The sequence below is a fragment of the Polynucleobacter sp. IMCC 30228 genome (assembly GCF_021395205.1).
Classification (GTDB): domain Bacteria; phylum Pseudomonadota; class Gammaproteobacteria; order Burkholderiales; family Burkholderiaceae; genus Polynucleobacter.
Genome location: NZ_JAJVCS010000003.1, coordinates 334,738 through 354,451 on the forward strand (window position 1 = coordinate 334,738; position 19,714 = coordinate 354,451).

A 19,714-nucleotide genomic window follows, 5' to 3' on the forward strand; every position below is an offset into this window, starting at 1 on the left:
ATAATCAATTTGCCAAGTTTTTATATTTCTACCAATAAATCATGTCCTTGGGTCTGCAGCACGGTAGCGCGTACAAAGTCACCTACCCGATAGCGTTTAGACGCTTTAGTGACCGGCAAGATTTTGACCAAGCCATCAATTTCGGGGGCATCTCCTGCGGTTCTGCCAATGCCCCCGCTGCCATCGACCCAATCAACCAAAATACGCAGGCGCTGACCCACCAGCTTGTGTAACTTAGCAATCGAAATCTTTTCAGCCCGTGCCATAAACTGGCTACGCCGTTCTTCGCGCACTGCCTCGGGTACCGCATTGATTAATTCATTGGCTAGAGCACCAGCTACGGGAGAATACGCGAAACAACCGGCTCGATCAATTTGCGCTTGATCTAGAAAATCTAATAAATGCTCAAACTCAGCTTGCGTTTCACCAGGAAAACCCGCAATAAAAGTACTGCGAATAATTAAGTCAGGACAAACCGCCCGCCAAGCCTGAATGCGCTCCAGATTTTTTTCCCCGCTCGCCGGCCGCTTCATCCGTTTTAAAACCTCAGGATGTGAGTGCTGAAAAGGAATATCCAAGTACGGCAACACGCCATAACCAGATTCAGCAAATTCAGCCATTAAGGGCAAAATCGTATCAACATGAGGATAGGGATAGACGTAATGCAGTCGTACCCAAGCCTCATGCCTTCGCGCCAATTGATTGAGTGCTGCGACTAAATCGAATAAGCGAGTTTTAAGCGGTTTACCATCCCAAAAGCCCGTCCGATATTGAATGTCAACGCCATAGGCGCTAGTGTCTTGAGATACCACTAATAATTCCTTAACGCCCGCAGCGAATAAACGCTCTGCTTCGCTTAAGACCTCGCCAATTGGTCGGGAAACCAAGTCTCCGCGCATGCTAGGAATAATGCAAAAGGTGCAGCGATGATTACAGCCTTCAGAAATTTTTAAATATGCATAATGTTTTGGTGTGAGCTTCACACCAATCTCGGGCACTAAATCAATAAAAGGATCGTGGGGTTTGGGTAAATGCAAATGAATGGCTTGCATTACTTCTTCAGTTGCATGGGGGCCAGTAACCGCTAGCACTTTGGGGTGCATGCTTTGAATTAAATCGCTACCATCGGCATTTTTACGTGCACCTAAGCAACCCGTAACAATGACTTTGCCATTTTCGGCTAAGGCCTCGCCAATGGCATTTAAACTTTCCTCTACGGCCGCATCAATAAAGCCACAGGTATTGACGATGACTAAATCAGCGCCCGCATAGTCCTTGGCGGTTTCATAGCCTTCGGCACTCAAGCGAGTAAGAATTAATTCAGAATCAACTAGCGCCTTAGGGCATCCTAAGGAAATAAACCCTACCTTACTCGACACAACTATTCTTTGTCAGTGGGTTTGGCGCTTGGGGCAAAGGGAAAACCGCCAAATAAATTTTGTGAGCCCTTCATTTGTTCTTGCATATTAATAAATAACTCTTTGCTCTGATCGAGGTAATTGCCCATTAAGCCCTGCATTAAGGGATTTTGCAAATTCATCATTTGTGCCCAAGCTTCGCTACCTACACCTGGTACCACTTTCGATTGATCATTTAATTTATTATGAATGTCCATAAAGGATTCAAGGGTTTTTTCTAAATAATTACCCATCAGACCTTGCATTGAATGGCCATAAAAACGAATAATTTGCGAGAGCATTTGACTTGAAAATACTGGCTCGCCAAGCGCTTCTTCTTCTAAAATAATCTGCATCAAAATATTGCGGGTTAAATCATCTTCAGTTTTGGCGTCGACCACCTTAAACGCCTCACTAGCCATCACCAGATCTTTAATATCAGCTAGGGTGACATATGCGCTAGTTTGCGTATCGTACAGGCGTCGATTGGGATATTTCTTTATCAGCCGCTCTTCGCCGGCTCGTTTCAAACGTGCAACCATACTATTTTCCTTGCGTCCATTTCTAACATAAGGGCTAGTGTAGCGTGCTTAGCCTAGCCCGTATGAATTCCGCCATTCAGAGAAAAATCAGCGCCAGTGGCAAAAGCAGCATCTTCCGAAGCAATCCAAGCGCAAATAGAGGCAATCTCATTCGGTAAACCAAGGCGCTTCACCGGAATGGCAGAAACAATTTTTTCCAGCACGTCCTCACGAATAGCCTTCACCATATCGGTTGCAATATACCCTGGCGACACTGTATTAACAGTCACACCTTTATTGGCAACTTCTTGCGATAAGGCCATTGTGAAGCCGTGTAAACCCGCTTTTGCAGTTGAATAATTGGTTTGTCCAAACTGTCCCTTTTGCCCATTGACCGATGAAATATTAATAATCCGTCCCCAATTCGCTTCAACCATGCCATCAATCACTTGCTTAGTAACGTTAAATAAGGAATTTAAATTGGTATCGATTACCGCTTTCCAATCATCGGGACTCATTTTACGAAAAACCGTATCGCGGGTAATGCCGGCATTATTGACCAGGATATCTACCCGACCGACATCGGCCTTCACTTTTTCAAAAGCACTAACTGTGCTTGCCCAATCTGCTACGTTACCTTCAGAAGCCACAAAGTCATAACCCAGCACCTTTTGCTCCCCAATCCAGCGGTCTTTACGCGGCGAGTTTGGCCCACAACCAGCAATGACCTTATAGCCATCTTTAGCTAAGCGCTGACATATAGCCGTGCCAATGCCGCCCATCCCACCTGTTACATAAGCTATCTTTTGCGACATTACGTCTCCTTAAAAATCTGTATTAACAACAAATTAAAACTAACGATTAAACCCATTCTTAAATTTATTATTTAAATTAGCCCGTAGGTTTAATTTAGCATAGCTTAAAAAAAATGACTAATCAATGACCTGCGCCTTTTCCTTCACATACTCACCTGGTGCAGCAGTAAGTTTTTTGTAGAGAGCATTACCAAATTGATTGCTAGCAGGTTTGCGTGCCCCACTAAATTGAGTCAACCATGCTGAAAAATCGGGCCACCAGCTGCCTGGCACTTCTTTGGCTCCAGCTAGCCATGCCTCGGCATTTTTAGGCAATTGATTATTTAAAAAATGGTAACGTTTCTTTTTTGCAGGGGGGTTAATTACCCCAGCAATATGGCCTGACGCCCCCAAGACAAAACGATTTTTACCCCCAAGAATTTGCGTCGAACTATAAGCCGATTGCCACGGAACTATATGGTCTTCTTGCGAAGCAAAGATGTATGCTGGGCAAGTAATTTTGCCTAAATCAATTTTTGCGCCGCATACTGTTAGTTTGCCAGGCTTCACTAATTCGTTTTGCAAATAAGTATGCCGTAAGTACCAACTGTACATTGGACCCGGTAAATTAGTTGAATCCCCATTCCAATAGAGCAAATCAAATGGTGGCGGCGAATTGCCTTTTAAATAATTGTCGACGACGTAGTTCCAAACTAAATCGTTGGGGCGTAAAAATGAAAAAGTGTTACCTAAATCACGACCAGACAACAACCCCCCCTCTGGACCACCCATCGATTTTTCGCGCATCTCAACCATGCCTTCATCTATAAAGACATCGAGAATTCCGGTATCCGAAAAATCAAGCAAGGTAGTTAATAAAGTCACACTGGCTACAGGATTTTCTTTGCGCGCTGCTAAAACTGCCAAAGCATTGCCAACTAAAGTACCGCCAACACAAAAACCCAATAAATTAATTTGCTCAATTGCGCCAATTGCCTTAGTTACCTCAATCGCTTTAATCACGCCTTTACCAATATAGTCATCCCACGTGGTGTGGCGCATTGAATCATCAGGATTTTTCCAAGAAACTAAAAAAACAGTATGGCCCTCACTCACCAAATACCGTACCACCGAATTTTCGGGCTGCAAATCTAAAATATAAAATTTATTAATACAGGGTGGCACCAATAAAAAAGGCCGCTCGTATACTGTGTCAGTTAGAGGCTTATATTGAATTAACTCGAATAAGTCACATCGAAAAATGACCGCGCCTTCAGACTGGGCTAAATTTTTACCAACCTCAAAAGCAGTTTCATCGGTTTGAGAAACTTTGCCCTTTTTTAAGTCGGCAAGCAAATTTAAAATCCCATTCTGAATCGATTGGCCCTGAGTATTAATAATGTTTTCTAACACTTCTGGGTTAGTAGCCACAAAATTAGCTGGTGATAAAGCATCGATTAATTGCAAGGTGGCAAAATTAATTCTTTGTTTAGTTTTGGCATCACTCTCAACTGCATCGGCTAATGCTAGTAAATGTTTTGAGTTAATTAAATACATACCTACAATCGAGCGGCTCCAGCCCGATTCCCAAGCCTTACCCTTGAAACGTCGATCACTAATAGGAAACGCCATTGGGTCTGCAGTGAATTGGCTTACTTCATCAAAGTAGTTTTTTTGAATTTCAGTTAAGCGCTCGGGCGGAATGAGGGCCATGTGCTGAGGAGAAAGCGTTGGGGATTTCCCCGAATGGGCTGTGGCTAACATCGGTTTCCTAAGTCAATTTCTTATAAATCTAAGACCCATTCTCAACGGAATATGGCTTAAGGGTTATCGGCACTAACCCTAGCTTGACTATTTTTACCTCTTAAGCGTTTTTTTAGGCACTGTAAGCCAAATTAGCGCGGCAAAGCGCCCCGAAACCCCATCGCGCCGATGTGAAAAAAAATGGTCTGGTTGCGTAAAGGTGCAACACTCAGAACCATAAATTGCATGAATGCCACAATTTTGTAGCCGCATACGGGCCAATTGATATAAATTAGCCCAATATTTTTGCGGCTTACTTGGTATGGCTTGAAAGGCCTCAAACGGAAGATTTGCCCCGGTTAATTCTGCCGCAGCAATAAATTGCTCGCGTACTTCATTGCCAACCTCAAAGCAACTAGGGCCAATAGCGGGACCAAGCCAAACCAAAATATCTTCCATTGCTAAGGTTTGACCTAGTAGCCGTGATTTTTCAGCAAGTGCTTGCACGGTATTTTCAAGCACCCCCGCGCATAAGCCTCGCCAGCCAGCATGCGCAACCCCAACTAAATTGCCCGCCCGATTACAAAATAGCACTGGCATGCAGTCGGCCGTTAACACTGTAATGACCTGCTCTAGTTCGGCGCTAATCGCAGCGTCTGCTTGATGAAGTGCGCCAGATTGCCAGACCGTCGTACCATGCACTTGCTGAAGCCAAACGGGGTCATTGGGCAGTAATTGGCGCAAACGAGCACGGTTTTCAGCAACCTGTAGAGGCTCATCTCCCACATGGTCGCCTAAGTTCAACTCGGCGTAAGGAGTTGAACTAACCCCACCCGCGCGGGTCGTTACCAAGGCCCGCACCGAAGTAGGTGCTGGCCAATTTGGCACCAATATTGGTAATGATTCTAAAAATTGAAAGGTAGCCGCCGGTAATTTTTCGCTCGCGTCAAGCCTCATCATTTATTTTGCCTCCAGAGCAGCGGCAGTGGGTAAGGCGCTAGCGTCAATTTCGACTAGTTGTAGTAATTCCAGCAAATCATTAGGTGGGGCTTGAAACCAATTACACAGTTGTTCTGTTTGTGGGTGTTGTAGTCCAAGGGCATACGCATGCAAGGCTTGACGATGAAAGGGCAATTCTTTCGCCAGATGATGAAGTTGTTTGCGGTAAATGGGGTCGCCCAATAAGGGTAGCCCAATTGATTCAAGATGGACCCGAATTTGGTGGGTTCGGCCGGTCTCTAGCCGACACTCAAGCAAGGCAACAGGTTTACCCATAAAAGTGCCTTGAGCCAAGCGTCGAAAATGCGTTAAGGCCGCTTTGCCTTGATCTTTGCCGACTACCGCCATTCGCAACCGATCGCGCGTATCGCGCGCAATGGGCGTGGCAATTTTGCCTAAAGCTGGCGCAACGCCCCAAACCAAGGCCAAGTAGTGCCGATGAACTAAATGGGCCTGCAATTGCCGTACTAAAGCAGTTTGGGCAATAGCGGTACGAGCCACGACCATTAATCCCGAGGTATCTTTATCTAAGCGATGCACAATACCAGCGCGGGGTAAATGGCTAAGCTCTGGATAATGAAAAAGCAAGCCATTAAGCAAAGTGCCGGACCAATTGCCTGCCGCAGGATGCACCACTAAGCCAGCGGGTTTATTAATTACAAGGAGGCTCTCGTCAACGACCTGCAGTTGTAGCGGCAAGTTTTCTGCTGCAAAAGCATGTTGCTCAGGCATCTCCTGGGGATAGACTCGCACTGTCTCGCCGCCCTTCAATAGATAGCGCGCTTTACGCACCTCGCCATCAACGGTTACGGCGCCAGCCTCAACCCAAGTTTGTAAGCGGCTACGCGAATAATCAGTTAAGGTAATGGCCAGCATTTTGTCAAGACGTGCGCCTGCACTGTCCCACGGAATTTCAAAAGCAATGAAATCCTCATCATCGATATAATCAATCCCATTGGAATTCGGAGTTTGCGGCAATGCCACGGTTGAAGTACCCTCTCGCAGTGAATTTAGCTCAATTAGCCCCTAGTTTACGGGCTAGACCTCGGCTATTGCTGATTACCTTGCTAGCGATGATGGCACTCAGCTCGTTCATCTTGGGTGGCTGTAGTAGTACCCCAAAAGATGAAACCGATGGCTGGTCGGAAAATAAGCTCTATTCAGAGGCGAATGCTAAGTTAAAAGATGGTGATTTTGATAAGTGTGGCAAGTACTTTGAAAAACTAGAGGCTCGCTTTCCCTTTGGCGCTTATTCTCAGCAAGCCCAAATTAATGCGGCTTATTGTTACTGGAAAGCCAGTGAACAAGCTCAGGCTTCAGTTGCCATCGATCGTTTTATTAAGCTCTACCAAGGTAGCCCCAATTTAGACTATGCCTACTATTTAAAAGGGTTAATTAGTTTTAATGATGACCTTGGCTTCATGGGTCGCTTTACTGGACAAGAGCTGAGCGAGCGTGATCCGAAAGCGGCGCGAGAAGCCTTTGAAGCCTTTCGAGTAGTTGCAACCCGCTTTCCCGATAGTAAATATGCTGCCGACTCAATTGACCGTATGCGCTACATCGTAAACTCTTTAGCTGAAGGCGATATTACTGTTGCGCGATTTTATTTTCATCGCGGTGCGTATTTAGCTTCGGCAAACCGAGCGCAATTAGTTATTCGTGATTATGATCGTGCGCCCGCGGTTGAAGAAGCCCTCTACTTATTAATTCAGTCGTATGAAAAATTGGGTATGACAGAATTAGTCACTGACGCCACGCGGGTATTTCATTTAAATTTTCCTAATAGCGATATTTTAGAAACGGGTTCCCGTGCCAAAAAAGAAGCTCGCTGGTGGCAAATCTGGAATAAATAAGCCCTTATCTAATCACCTGCACTGGAACGCGCGGCGCTAAGGCGCAGAGCAATTCATAACCAATGGTGCCGGCCTTTTGTGCTACCTCATCGACGGGTACTTCATGGCCCCATAACTCAACCACGCTGCCGATATGTGCTTGCGGCGCAGCGCGTAAGTCAATGGTAAGCATATCCATCGAAACTTGACCTGCCAAGGGGCAAATCACACCCTTACCCGTGTCATCGGCATCTGCAACCCAAACAGGGGTACCATCAACTGCACTACGGGGATAGCCATCAGCATAACCGCAGGCAATGACGCCAATACGCATATTCTCTGGTGCCGTATAGCGGCCACCATACCCAATTCTGGCCCCCTTTTTGACTGTTTGAATGCTGATAATTTCCGAGCTTAAGCGCATCACGGGTTGCAACTGTGCATGGGCAATGTCGGCATAACGCCCTGTGGGCGATGCCCCATACAACATGATTCCAGGCCGTACCCAGTTGCCTAAGGCGGTTCGGTGCCACAAAATTGCCCCTGAATTTGCTGTCGATGTATCGCCAGCTAAACCAGTAATGGTTTCGTTAAATAAGTCGTACTGTGCACCTACCGAGGGCAGGCAATCGACCCGATCAGCATTGGCAAAATGGGTCATATGGTGAACGTGATATCCAGCTGCATGTAAACGGTGATACATCATGCGATAGTCGTTGGTATTAAAGCCTAAACGATTCATGCCGGTATTCATTTTTAAATAAATGGGCCTTGGTTTAGCTTGATGTTGAGTTAAATCGAAGGCCTCAAGTGCGGCCACTTGGCTTTCTGTGTGCACCACCAAAGTGCAGTCAAGGGTAAATGCCAGCCTTAAATCGGCCACTGAAAATACCCCTTCTAAGAGCAAAATCGGGCCTTGCCAACCCATTTCTCGTAAGTGACGCGCATCTTGCAAATCGAGCAAGGCAAAGCCATCAGTCAACGATAAACCCTGCACAGCAGCAGCAAAGCCATGGCCATAGGCATCTGCCTTAACAACTGACCAAACCCAGGTTTGAGGGGCAAGTTCACGAACGCGGGTTAAATTATGGCGCAAGGCATGGGTATCCATAGTTGCCAAAATAGGTCGCCCCATAACGTGAACTCCTTTCATGATCTAATCTAACCAACACTAATAAAACGATTGTACGAATGAACCGTAGTTTTTACATCATCATGGCAGCACAGTTTTTTTCATCGCTAGCCGACAATGCTTTGCTTATTGCTGCAATTGCGCTTTTGGCTCAATTACACGCACCAGCCTGGATGACCCCTTTACTAAAATTATTTTTTGTCCTCTCCTATGTTGTCCTTGCTGCATTTGTGGGTGCTTTTGCTGATTCTCGCCCCAAGGGCAACGTCATGTTTATTACTAATACGGTCAAATTTATTGGTTGCGTGACCATGCTATTTGGTAGCCATCCTTTACTTTCTTATGCCATCGTTGGTTTAGGTGCAGCAGCATATTCACCAGCTAAATATGGAATTTTAACTGAGCTACTCCCTCCCGAAAAATTAGTCGCTGCAAATGGCTGGATTGAAGGCTTAACTGTCAGCTCAATTATTTTAGGCACTGTTTTAGGCGGCATCTTAATAAGTCGAACAGTTTCTACCGATTTACTCAGTTTTGATATGCCCTTTATTACTACCTCGGTTGATACACCGGCTGAATCAGCGATCTTAGTTATTATGCTCATTTATGTTATTGCCGCCTTAATCAATCTGCGTATTCCCGATACGGGAGTGAAATATCGGGAACAAAAAACCAATCCTATTGAACTCGTTGTTGATTTTGCAAAATGCTTTAAAACGCTTTGGGATGATCGTTTGGGGCAAATTTCACTCGCGGTTACGACCTTATTTTGGGGCGCCGGCGCAACCCTGCAATTTATTGTTTTGAAATGGGCGCAAGTTGCCTTAAATATGAATCTGTCACAAGGCGCAATTTTGCAAGCCATATCGGCCTTTGGCGTGGCGGGTGGCGCAGTCTATGCGGCGTGGAAGGTTCCCCTCAAACAATCTTTGCGCGTCTTGCCTCATGGTATCGCCATGGGATTAGTCGTCTGCACCATGGCTTTTTATAACGCTGATATGCTGCCTGCAACTAGCTTGTTGCAAATTGGCAAACTCAATATCACCCTCAATTTAGTACCGCCCTATTTACTTTTAATTCTAGTGGGCTGGTTAGCCGGATATTTTGTGGTGCCAATGAACGCCCTCTTACAGCATCGGGGCCATGTGTTAATGTCGGCGGGCCATTCTATAGCAGTGCAAAACTTTAATGAAAATTTATCAGTCCTAGGAATGTTATTAATTTACGCATTATTAATTTGGCTCGATGTCCCAGTGCCAATCATGATTGTGGGCTTTGGTATTAGTGTTAGTCTCATTATGTGGCTAGTCATAAGACGACATGCGGCCAATCAAGCCGAATACGATTCCTTACATTTAATTGGCGAGGCCAAGCACTAAAGTAAGGCCCGAAAAAGGCGCTGCAGTCGCGCTGCAGTTATTCACCGCTGGTTACAAATTATGTAAAACCGAATGCGCTAATAACAAGTCATTCCACAGTAAAGCCTTATCTTTTGGCCGGGCCAGCAAATGGGCTAATTCAAAGCTGGCAATTAAAGGCACTTCAAAAGCATGCTCATTAGCCTCACTAGTAAGCGTAAGAACAATGTCGCGTAGTTGTAAAAGCGGCTCTTTCTCACCACTAAGGCTTTGCGCAGCCATTGCACCAAAGGCCACTGCAACCAATGGGTAGGTTGGTACGGTAGTTGTAATTGGATCGAGCAGCTGCTTACCATCGAGACGAAACCAGCGCCATTCATTGGCACTTAAGCCTAAGACGCGCAGACATTGATTAAATAAGATCGCCTCATCACCCTCTGTCGTTTTACCAAAAAACCACCATTGAAATTGTGGCTCAGTTTGCGAGGTAACTGCATTGGATAAAGTTGCCAGCGGTTGCATGTTGGACTCAGCAGATTGTGAGGTCGGGGTAATGGTATCCCGAGCAAGCCACTCAGATACGCCCATTTCTTTTAGGTAGGCAGAACGTGCTTGGGTCATAGGGTATTGATTTTAAGCGATTTTGCTAACACATAAGCATCTTCGCGTTCACCCAATTGTGGGTCTAGTGGGTAATACTGCTTTCTTTGTCCAATGAGTAAAAAGCCTACCTGGGCATATAACTGCAGAGCTATGGTATTGCTCGGACGCACTTCTAAAATAATACGTTGGCAATGACTTTGTCGAGCAATATTTTCAATTGACGCCATTAACCGTGTGCCAATACCGCGTCGACGTACCGCCGGATTCACCGTAATATTTAATAGATGCAACTCATCTACTGCCGGAAACAAAATAAAGTAAGCCAATAACTCCTTACTAGTATCACTCTCGATGCAGTAAGCCCAATGGCCCGCTGCTAACGAATCGGTAAAATTTCCCCGTGTCCACGGATGCAGGTGCGACTCGAGCTCAAGAGTCAAAACCCGCTCTAAATCATCTTTTTGCATCGCTCGAAAAGCCAAATTAGCCATACTGTATTTCGCTAAAAAACATTTCTACTGGGCAGCAGCAGGCAATGCATTACGAGCGCGTTCGGCGCTGGTGAAAGCAACCTTATTACGCACATATAAAGGCTCTAGCAAGCGAACATCGTGTTGTAGGCCTGCAGTCAGTTGGGGCCTCGCGCAGCCTAAAACACCTAAGGCATGAGCGCTAATTTCCGTCTTATAAGCAAGTGCTTGCACTGCCCCGCTGCATAAATGAACCCCACTGCCAACGACCCAAGCAATGTCTTCAAGCGCTATCTGACTTGGCAAAGCTAATTGAGGTGCAGTTAAGCGTACTGGGCAACCATCTTGCAGAATATATTTAGCCCAATAGACTTCATGCATCCGCGCATCTAAAATCACTAAAAATTGATCGGCATTATGACTCAGTAAATTCATCTGCTGCAGAGCTTGCCAAGCAATACTATCTAAACTCATAACCGATATAACGGGTATATGAGCACCACAGGCCAAGCCTTGTACGCAAGCAATGCCCAAACGCACTCCCGTAAATGCACCAGGGCCAATATCAACAGCAATGGCATCAATCTCAACTAATTCTAATTCAGCTTCTTGCAGTAGCGTATTTATCCAGGGCAATAAATGCAAACTTGCAGCCGCGCCTAGGTATTCATGGCGCTGCAAAACAGTGTGTTGATTCAATGCTAAGGCCACCGAGCACCATGCACTTGAAGTTTCAATTGCTAAGATGCGCATGCGTAAGCCATTAAACTGCAACTCTAAATGACTGGATAACGTCAGCAGGAGCTTGTACCAATTCGATTAAAACACCTTCCCCACTAAAGGGAAAGGCATCGTTCGCTTTGGGATGAATAAAAATGATGTCATGTCCTCCTGCGCCTGCGCGAATTCCACCGGGGGCAAAGCGCAATCCCTGCGCTTCAAGCCATTGCACCGCCAAGGGCAAATCATCGACCCATAAGCCAATATGATTTAATGGCGTCTGTTGAACTGCTGGCTTTTTTTCAAAATCGAGAGGTTGCATTAAATCGACCTCAACTGTATTGGTACCACTACCAATTGCGCAGATATCTTCATCGACATTTTCACGTGCCGACACAAAGGAATTTTTAAATTGCAAGCCCAATAAATCAAGCCAGAGATGCCGTAATTTATTTTTATCGCTACCTCCAATGGCAATTTGTTGTACCCCTAAAATTTGGAATGGGCGTTGTTTTACTGTAGACATTCTGGTTTTCTCAATTAATAATTCAACCTTATTCAAAGCGCATAATCAGCTGATCAACCGACAAACTATCGCCCTGCTTAACCAACAATTCGGCAACGACGCCGTCTTGCGCAGCGACTAAAGTATTTTCCATTTTCATGGCCTCAATCGCTGCTAACTTTTGACCTGCGATAACAGAGTCGCCCACTTTAACCGCAACTTGAGTTAATAAACCCGGCATTGGCGAGAAGAGCATTTTAGAGGTATCTGGCAAAGCCTTAATGGGCATGCGCTGTTGCATTTCTCCGCCAAAGGGGCTTAAAACCATACAGGCATACTGGGCGCCATCTAAGACCAAATGGTAACCAACCCCGCGACGTTCCACTTGTGCAGTTAACTTACGGGTGCCATTAATGGTGGCGCGCAAGCAAATTGCGCCAGGGCGCCATTGGCTCGCTATATCGTAGCGGCTTAAGCCATTCGCGCCATCTACATACACTGTATATACGCCCTCTTTAAGCTCAATGCGTGTCGGCAAAATGTATTGATCATCGCTTGCCCCCACGCGCTTGCCAGTAACGACCGCAAAACGCTTAGCAATCACCATTTCATGACCAATTAATTGGCCGTCGATTAGTTGAATATGCTCGAGGTAGCGGTGGCGCATAAATGTAGCTAGCGCGGCAAAAAGGTAGGGGTCATGCGGTTGAACTGAATCGGGATGAAAACCATTGGGATATTCCTCAGCAATAAAGCCGGTATTAAAATCGCCTGAAACAAATCGTGGATGCTGAAATAAGGCAGCCTGAAATGGAATAGTCGAATGAATTCCCCGAATCACAAATTCATTTAAGGCGCTGCGCATTTTTTCAATGGCTTCTTGCCGATTGGCGCCATGAACAATTAGCTTAGCAATCATTGAGTCGTAATACATTGGTATTTCACCACCCTCAAAAACGCCAGTATCTACTCTTACACCGTTGCCTACTTCAGGCGGGCGATATTTCACTAAACGTCCAATAGAAGGTAAAAAATGACGAAATGGATCATCGGCATTAATTCGACATTCCATCGCCCAGCCATTCAGTTGAATTTCTGCTTGCGTAAAAGTCAATTTTTCGCCCGCCGACACCCGAATCATTTGCTCAACTAAATCAAGCCCCGTAATGGCTTCGGTAACAGGGTGCTCTACTTGCAAGCGGGTATTCATTTCCAAAAAATAAAAAGATTGGTCGGCACCAACCACAAATTCAACTGTACCGGCAGATTGATATTGCACTGCCTTTGCTAAAGCAACCGCTTGTTCGCCCATGGCCTTGCGGGTTGCCGCGCTGATAAATGGGGATGGCGCTTCTTCGATGACCTTTTGATGACGACGTTGAATTGAGCATTCCCGCTCCCATAAGTACACGACATTGCCATGGGCATCGCCCAGAATTTGAATTTCAATATGCCGTGGCTCAACCACAAATTTTTCAATAAATACCCGATCATCACCAAAATTATTGGCAGCTTCAGTTTTACAGGTCACAAACCCAGTCAGCACCTCCGCATCATTGTGTGCTACCCGCAGACCTTTACCACCACCTCCGGCGGAGGCTTTAATCATGACTGGATAACCAATGTCTTGAGCAATTTTGACCGCTTCTTCTGGGCTTTCAATCACCTCGTTGTAACCAGGAATCGTATTAACATGCGCAGCTAAAGCCAGTTTTTTTGAGGCAATTTTGTCGCCCATTGCAGCAATCGCCGGAAATTTTGGACCAATAAAAGTAATTCCTTCAGCTTCCACGCGCTCCGCAAATTCGGCATTCTCGGATAAAAAACCGTATCCTGGATGAACTGCATCAGCGCTAGTATCTTTGCAGGCCTGAATAATGCGCTCAATTAATAAATAGGATTCACGTGATGGCGCAGGACCAATAAAAACAGCCTCATCGGCCATCCGCACATGCCTTGATTCGCGATCCGCGACTGAGTAAACAGCTACTGTTTTAATACCCATACGCTGTGCCGTACTGATAATCCGACAGGCAATTTCGCCCCGATTAGCAATTAAAATTTTCTTAAACATTTTTTTAGTCATGATGAATTTACCTTAGGCTTACAGCGGAATATTGCCGTGCTTACGCTGCGGATTCAGTAATTCTTTATTTTTTAACATCATCAGCGAACGTGCAATTCGCTTGCGACTTTCGTGAGGCAAAATGACGTCATCAATATAGCCACGCCGTCCTGCAACAAATGGATTAGCAAATTTAGCTTTGTATTCGGCTTCACGCGCATTGATTTTATTAACATCGCCCTTTTCTTCGCGAAAAATAATTTCTACCGCACCTTTGGGGCCCATTACTGCAATTTCTGCTGAAGGCCAAGCGAAGTTCACGTCACCGCGCAAATGTTTTGAAGCCATGACGTCGTAAGCGCCACCATATGCTTTACGGGTAATTAAGGTAACCTTTGGTACTGTGCAATCGGCATAGGCATATAGTAATTTAGCGCCATGCTTAATAATGCCGCCATACTCTTGAGCAGTACCCGGCATAAAACCAGGCACATCTACTAAGGTCACAATGGAGATATTAAAAGCATCACAAAAGCGTACAAACCGTGCTGCCTTGATGGATGATTTAATATCTAAACAGCCTGCTAAAACTAAGGGTTGGTTAGCCACAATACCAATCGTTTGGCCTTCCATCCGCCCAAAGCCAATGATGATATTTTTTGCAAAATCGGGTTGCAATTCAAAAAACTCGCCATCATCAGCAATTTTTCGAATTAATTCGTGCATATCGTAAGGTTGGTTTGGATTCGCTGGCACTAGGGTATCGAGTGAATAGTCGGGCTCTTCATTGCGTTTGGCCGAGCGCACAATAGGTGGTTTTTCACGGTTGGAGAGAGGTAAATAATTAAAAAATCGCCGCAACATCATGATGGCTTCGACATCATTTTCAAAGGCTAAATCACAAACACCCGAAACTGTTGAATGAGTTAAAGCCCCCCCTAATTCTTCAGCGCTCACATCTTCATGCGTAACGGTCTTCACTACTTCAGGGCCCGTAACAAACATGTACGAGCTATCTTTCACCATAAAAATAAAATCGGTTAAAGCTGGTGAGTAAACCGCACCGCCTGCGCAGGGCCCCATAATGAGCGAAATCTGGGGAATGACGCCGGAAGCGGTGACATTACGTTGAAAAATTTCTGCATAGCCTCCTAAAGAGGCCACACCCTCTTGTATTCGGGCTCCACCAGAATCATTTAAGCCAATAACAGGTGCGCCGACTTTTAGCGCTTGGTCCATAATTTTGCAAATTTTTTCGGCATGTGCCTCAGATAAAGAGCCGCCAAGCACTGTAAAGTCTTGCGAAAACACAAATACCAAACGCCCATTAATCATGCCGTAGCCCGTCACCACACCATCGCCAGGCACGGTTTGCTCACCCATTCCAAAATCGTGGCAGCGATGTTCAACAAACATATCCCACTCTTCAAAACTGCCGGCATCAAGTAATAGCTCAATTCGTTCGCGCGCTGTTAGTTTGCCTTTGGCGTGTTGCGCTTGAATGCGTTTTTGACCCCCGCCTAAACGCGCGAGTTCGCGCTTAGCAGCGAGTTGTTCAATAATTTCTTGCATAAAAAATTCCTTAATAAAGGGTTATTTTGCTAACAATTCCAGTAAGCGTCGCGCTGCTACCGAGGCTGCCATGGTGCCTTGATTAACCGCCGCAACCATTTCTGGTAATGCAGCTTGTACTGCGACATGCTCACGGAAGCTGGCCTTGAGGCCCGCATCAATCCGTTCCCACATCCAGGCCCCAGCTTGTGCCTGCCGTCTAGCTTGTAACTTTCCATTAGCAGTTTGTAACTGCTGAAAATGCTGAATATGCGCCCATAACTCTGGCACCCCTTGGCTATGTAGAGCACTCATCGTCATCACTAATGGATGCCAAGAATCTTTCGCATGGGTCGCATGGTCGGGGTTTCCTTGAAACCCTAATAAACGTAAAGAACTCGTAATGAAAGCCTGCGCACGCTGGGCTGCATCAGGATCGATATCAGCCTTGTTAATCACGATTAAATCAGCCAATTCCATCACGCCTTTTTTAATCGCTTGCAAATCGTCACCAGCATTCGGTAATTGCAATAATAAAAATAAATCGGTCATCCCAGCCACAGCAATTTCGCTTTGACCTACTCCAACGGTTTCAACAATGACCACATCATGGCCAGCAGCTTCTGCAACCAAAAGGGCTTCGCGGGTTTTTTCGGCTACACCACCGAGCGTGCCAGACGAAGGGCTGGGGCGGATAAAAGCCTGCTCATGCACCGATAATTTTTCCATGCGGGTTTTATCACCCAAGATCGACCCACCTGACAAGCTCGATGAAGGATCAATTGCCAAGACAGCTACGCGGTGACCACGCGCAATTAAATATAAGCCCAAGATTTCAATTAAAGTTGATTTACCTACCCCAGGAACACCTGAAATACCCAAGCGAAATGACCGACCCGTGTGCGGTAACAAGGTATTTAAAATGCCATCAGCCCGCGCTCGATGATCAGCACGTGTCGATTCCAATAAAGTAATCGTTTTGGCCAGAGCCCGACGCTGCGCAGCACTTGGCGGCGCAATAATAGCGTCGACTAAAGCTTGATCGGCAGCCAGCAGCGAAGAATTGGCAGACATGGTGTCTTAAGTTAAGCTCTGCCGAATTTGCTCAAGTATGTCTTTGGCTGATGCCGGTATTGGCGTGCCTGGCCCATATATGCCCTTCACGCCGGCTTCATACAAAAATTCATAATCTTGCTTCGGAATGACCCCACCTACAAACACAATGATGTCGCTACCACCAAGTCTTTTTAATTCCTCAATAATGGCAGGCACCAAAGTTTTATGGCCTGCCGCTAAAGTTGAAATGCCTAAGGCATGCACATCATTCTCGATCGCTTGCCGGGCGCATTCTTCTGGCGTCTGAAATAAAGGGCCAATATCAACATCAAAGCCCAAATCAGCAAAGGCCGTAGCAACTACTTTGGCGCCACGATCATGGCCATCTTGTCCCAGTTTGGCAATCATCACGCGCGGGCGACGCCCCACGTCTTTAGCAAATTGATTAATTTCGACTTTTAGTTTTTCCCAGCCCTCGGCTGAATCATAAGCAGCTGCATACACTCCGGTCACCTTTTGCGTATCGGCGCGATGGCGCCCGTAAACTTGTTCTAAAGCATCAGAAACTTCACCAACAGTCGCGCGTAAGCGTACCGCAGCAACTGCTAAAGCTAATAAATTACCTGAATTTTCTTCTGCCGCCTTTGTTAACGCAGCCAACGCTAAGACAACCTGCGTATTATCGCGTTTAGCTTTTACGCTTTTTAAGCGCTCAAGTTGGTTATTGCGCACCTTATCGTTATCAATAATCAAAACATCAACTAAGTCCTCTTCAGGTAATTGATATTTATTTACGCCCACAATAACATCGGCGCCAGAATCTATTTTGGCTTGTTTCTCAGCAGCAGCCGCTTCAATTTTCAGTTTTGCCCAACCGCTCTCAACCGCTTTAGTCATGCCACCGAGGGCATCCACTTCAAGAATAATTTCCCAGGCCTTATCAGCCATTTCTTGAGTCAAGCTTTCCATTAAATAGGATCCAGCCCAAGGATCGATTACGCTACTTATATGCGTTTCTTCTTGCAAAATTAATTGCGTATTTCGAGCAATACGGCTTGAGGTAGCAGATGGTAAAGCAATGGCTTCATCAAAAGAATTGGTATGCAACGATTGGGTGCCACCAAAGACAGCAGCCATAGCCTCAACCGTAGTGCGCACTACATTGTTATAAGGATCTTGCTCGGTTAAGGACCAACCTGAAGTTTGGCAATGGGTGCGAAGCATTAATGACTTCTGATTTTTAGGATTAAATTCTTTCATCATGCGCCACCACAATAAGCGCGCTGCCCTTAACTTAGCAACTTCTAAATAAAAGTTCATGCCAATCGCAAAAAAGAATGACAGGCGCCCCGCAAAGCCATCAATATCAAGCCCTTTGGCCAGCGCCGTTTTAACATACTCTTTACCATCTGCCAAAGTAAAGGCCAACTCCAGAACTTGATTGGCGCCTGCCTCCTGCATGTGATAACCCGAAATAGAAATCGAATTAAATTTCGGCATGTGCAAAGTGGTGTACTCAATAATGTCACCAATAATGCGCATCGATGGTTCAGGCGGATATATATACGTATTACGCACCATGAACTCTTTTAAAATATCGTTTTGAATCGTGCCAGATAACTCTGCCTGACTCACGCCTTGCTCTTCACCAGCAACAATGTAGCCCGCCAAAATAGGTAGCACTGCGCCATTCATCGTCATCGACACAGAAACTGTATCGAGGGGAATTCCGTCAAATAAAATTTTCATATCTTCAACTGAATCGATTGCCACTCCGGCTTTACCTACATCACCGGTAACGCGGGGATGATCGGAGTCATAGCCACGATGGGTGGCTAAATCAAATGCCACTGAAATACCCTGACCACCTGCAGCAAGCGCCTTGCGATAAAAGGCGTTGGAATCTTCCGCCGTAGAAAAACCTGCGTATTGGCGAATTGTCCATGGTCGCACCGAGTACATCGTAGCTTGTGGCCCACGTATAAAGGGCTCAAAACCTGGCAATGAATCTTTAAACGGGAGGTCGCGGACATCGGCCTCGGTATATAAGGCCTTCAGGTGAATGCCATCAGGGGTTTGCCAGCCCAGTTGATCAACTTGGCCCGCTGGTGCCGATTTTTCAGCTAATTTACGCCATTCCTCTAGGCTGGGCTTAGCCATGCCAGGCCAAGCGCTAGCGGTAGTTTGCGGCGATTTACGCCCAGATTTACGATCTTTACTCATTAATGGCTCCTATTTAGCCTTTTTACTGATTAAAGCAACTAATGGTGTAATTGTGCTTGACAAATGTCCTCCTGTCTAGCTATTGTATACATAATTATGAATACAAAAATGAATTCACGGCCATTATATGAAGAAGTCGCAGAACGACTTAGAACCCAAATCTTTGCTCACGACTTTGCCCCGGGTAGCTGGCTAGACGAACAAAGCCTCGCGGAAGAGTATGGAATTAGCCGCACCCCCATGCGGGAAGCCATTAAAGTGCTGGCTGCTGAGGGTTTAATTACCATGAAGTTACGGCGGGGGGCGTACGTTACCGAAGTAAATCAAACCGATTTAGCGCAAATCTTTACGGTGCTCTCGCTTTTAGAAGGGGAAGCCGCTAAAACAGCAGCCCTCAAGGCCAGCGAAAGCGACCTCAATCGCTTAGATGATCTGCATTTAAAGCTGGAAAAGGCTGCTGCCGACCGCGATTTAGAGCAATTCTTTGCAATAAACGTGCAATTTCATGAGCTTTTACTCGAAATTACCGCTAATCCATGGATGACGGGGGTCATCGCCGATTTACGCAAGGTACTGAAGCTACAACGTCGCAATTCCTTAGATCAAACCGGGCGCCTCCAAAATTCATTACTCGAGCATCGCAACATCCTCAAAGCTATTTTGCAACGTGATGGCGAACTAGCAGCCAAAGCTATGCGCGCGCATTTAGCACAAGGCCTAGTAGCTAGCCGCTAATTAGTTTTTG

General features: G+C 45.9%; 18 protein-coding genes. 3 read left to right on the plus strand and 15 right to left on the minus strand.

Going from position 1 to position 19,714, the window contains the following annotated elements; all coding sequences use genetic code 11:
- Positions 1–20: 20 nt before the first annotated feature.
- The 6 genes from rimO to LZT21_RS07480 form a co-directional block, all read right to left on the minus strand.
- Complete coding sequence (gene rimO / locus LZT21_RS07455) at positions 21–1,379, minus strand: 30S ribosomal protein S12 methylthiotransferase RimO (RefSeq protein WP_233990046.1); 1,359 nt, start codon at positions 1,377–1,379, stop codon at positions 21–23.
- Positions 1,380–1,381: 2 nt separating this feature from the next.
- The gene (phaR, locus tag LZT21_RS07460) at positions 1,382–1,939 is read right to left on the minus strand and encodes a polyhydroxyalkanoate synthesis repressor PhaR (RefSeq protein WP_233923433.1); all 558 of its coding nucleotides are present in this window, start codon (positions 1,937–1,939) and stop codon (positions 1,382–1,384) included.
- Between the two features lie 53 nt (positions 1,940–1,992).
- Complete coding sequence (locus LZT21_RS07465) at positions 1,993–2,733, minus strand: 3-ketoacyl-ACP reductase (RefSeq protein ID WP_233923432.1); 741 nt, start codon at positions 2,731–2,733, stop codon at positions 1,993–1,995.
- Positions 2,734–2,850: 117 nt separating this feature from the next.
- Complete coding sequence (gene phaC, locus LZT21_RS07470) at positions 2,851–4,476, minus strand: class I poly(R)-hydroxyalkanoic acid synthase (protein WP_233990048.1); 1,626 nt, start codon at positions 4,474–4,476, stop codon at positions 2,851–2,853.
- Between the two features lie 93 nt (positions 4,477–4,569).
- The gene (pgeF, locus tag LZT21_RS07475; protein WP_370634805.1) at positions 4,570–5,415 is read right to left on the minus strand and encodes a peptidoglycan editing factor PgeF; all 846 of its coding nucleotides are present in this window, start codon (positions 5,413–5,415) and stop codon (positions 4,570–4,572) included.
- A complete protein-coding gene (locus LZT21_RS07480; protein WP_233923430.1) occupies positions 5,416–6,438 on the minus strand; it encodes an RluA family pseudouridine synthase in 1,023 nt (340 codons plus the stop codon). It lies immediately after the preceding gene.
- Here LZT21_RS07480 and LZT21_RS07485 point away from each other — a divergent pair.
- Entirely contained in the window at positions 6,432–7,307 is an 876-nt protein-coding gene (locus LZT21_RS07485; protein ID WP_370634806.1) for an outer membrane protein assembly factor BamD, read from the plus strand. The genes LZT21_RS07480 and LZT21_RS07485 overlap by 7 nt on opposite strands.
- A 4-nt stretch (positions 7,308–7,311) precedes the next feature.
- Here the strand turns inward: LZT21_RS07485 and alr are convergent, their stop codons facing one another.
- Positions 7,312–8,421 carry an alanine racemase gene (gene alr / locus LZT21_RS07490; RefSeq protein ID WP_233937652.1) on the minus strand — a complete coding sequence of 370 codons (1,110 nt, stop codon included), beginning with the start codon at positions 8,419–8,421 and terminating at the stop codon, positions 7,312–7,314.
- 56 nt (positions 8,422–8,477) lie between these two features.
- Here alr and lplT point away from each other — a divergent pair, with 56 nt between their 5' ends.
- A complete protein-coding gene (gene lplT / locus LZT21_RS07495) occupies positions 8,478–9,797 on the plus strand; it encodes a lysophospholipid transporter LplT (protein WP_233923429.1) in 1,320 nt (439 codons plus the stop codon).
- A 51-nt stretch (positions 9,798–9,848) separates the two neighbouring features.
- On the opposite strand, the gene LZT21_RS07500 is transcribed toward lplT, so the two are convergent.
- From LZT21_RS07500 to scpA, 8 genes are read right to left on the minus strand one after another with little or no spacing between them, the layout of a single operon-like run.
- Positions 9,849–10,397: a hypothetical protein gene (locus tag LZT21_RS07500; RefSeq protein WP_233923428.1), complete on the minus strand. Its 549-nt coding sequence runs from the start codon at positions 10,395–10,397 to the stop codon at positions 9,849–9,851.
- A complete protein-coding gene (rimI, locus tag LZT21_RS07505) occupies positions 10,394–10,870 on the minus strand; it encodes a ribosomal protein S18-alanine N-acetyltransferase (protein ID WP_233923427.1) in 477 nt (158 codons plus the stop codon). Before rimI ends, LZT21_RS07500 begins: the two co-directional genes overlap by 4 nt.
- 24 nt (positions 10,871–10,894) lie before the next feature.
- Entirely contained in the window at positions 10,895–11,602 is a 708-nt protein-coding gene (gene tsaB, locus LZT21_RS07510; protein ID WP_233990050.1) for a tRNA (adenosine(37)-N6)-threonylcarbamoyltransferase complex dimerization subunit type 1 TsaB, read from the minus strand.
- A gap of 10 nt (positions 11,603–11,612) precedes the next feature.
- The gene (locus tag LZT21_RS07515; RefSeq protein WP_233923425.1) at positions 11,613–12,095 is read right to left on the minus strand and encodes a VOC family protein; all 483 of its coding nucleotides are present in this window, start codon (positions 12,093–12,095) and stop codon (positions 11,613–11,615) included.
- Positions 12,096–12,123: 28 nt separating this feature from the next.
- Entirely contained in the window at positions 12,124–14,148 is a 2,025-nt protein-coding gene (gene accC / locus LZT21_RS07520; protein WP_233990095.1) for an acetyl-CoA carboxylase biotin carboxylase subunit, read from the minus strand.
- Between the two features lie 30 nt (positions 14,149–14,178).
- Positions 14,179–15,711 (minus strand): acyl-CoA carboxylase subunit beta, encoded by a 1,533-nt coding sequence (locus tag LZT21_RS07525; RefSeq protein WP_233923424.1) that lies wholly within the window; start codon positions 15,709–15,711, stop codon positions 14,179–14,181.
- A gap of 21 nt (positions 15,712–15,732) precedes the next feature.
- Positions 15,733–16,764 (minus strand): methylmalonyl Co-A mutase-associated GTPase MeaB, encoded by a 1,032-nt coding sequence (gene meaB, locus LZT21_RS07530; RefSeq protein WP_233923423.1) that lies wholly within the window; start codon positions 16,762–16,764, stop codon positions 15,733–15,735.
- Between the two features lie 6 nt (positions 16,765–16,770).
- Positions 16,771–18,906, minus strand: coding sequence for a methylmalonyl-CoA mutase (gene scpA / locus LZT21_RS07535; RefSeq protein WP_233923720.1), 2,136 nt, complete (start codon positions 18,904–18,906; stop codon positions 16,771–16,773).
- 171 nt (positions 18,907–19,077) lie between these two features.
- Between scpA and LZT21_RS07540 the strand changes: the two genes are divergently transcribed.
- Positions 19,078–19,704 (plus strand): GntR family transcriptional regulator, encoded by a 627-nt coding sequence (locus LZT21_RS07540; RefSeq protein WP_370634807.1) that lies wholly within the window; start codon positions 19,078–19,080, stop codon positions 19,702–19,704.
- Positions 19,705–19,714: the final 10 nt, after the last annotated feature.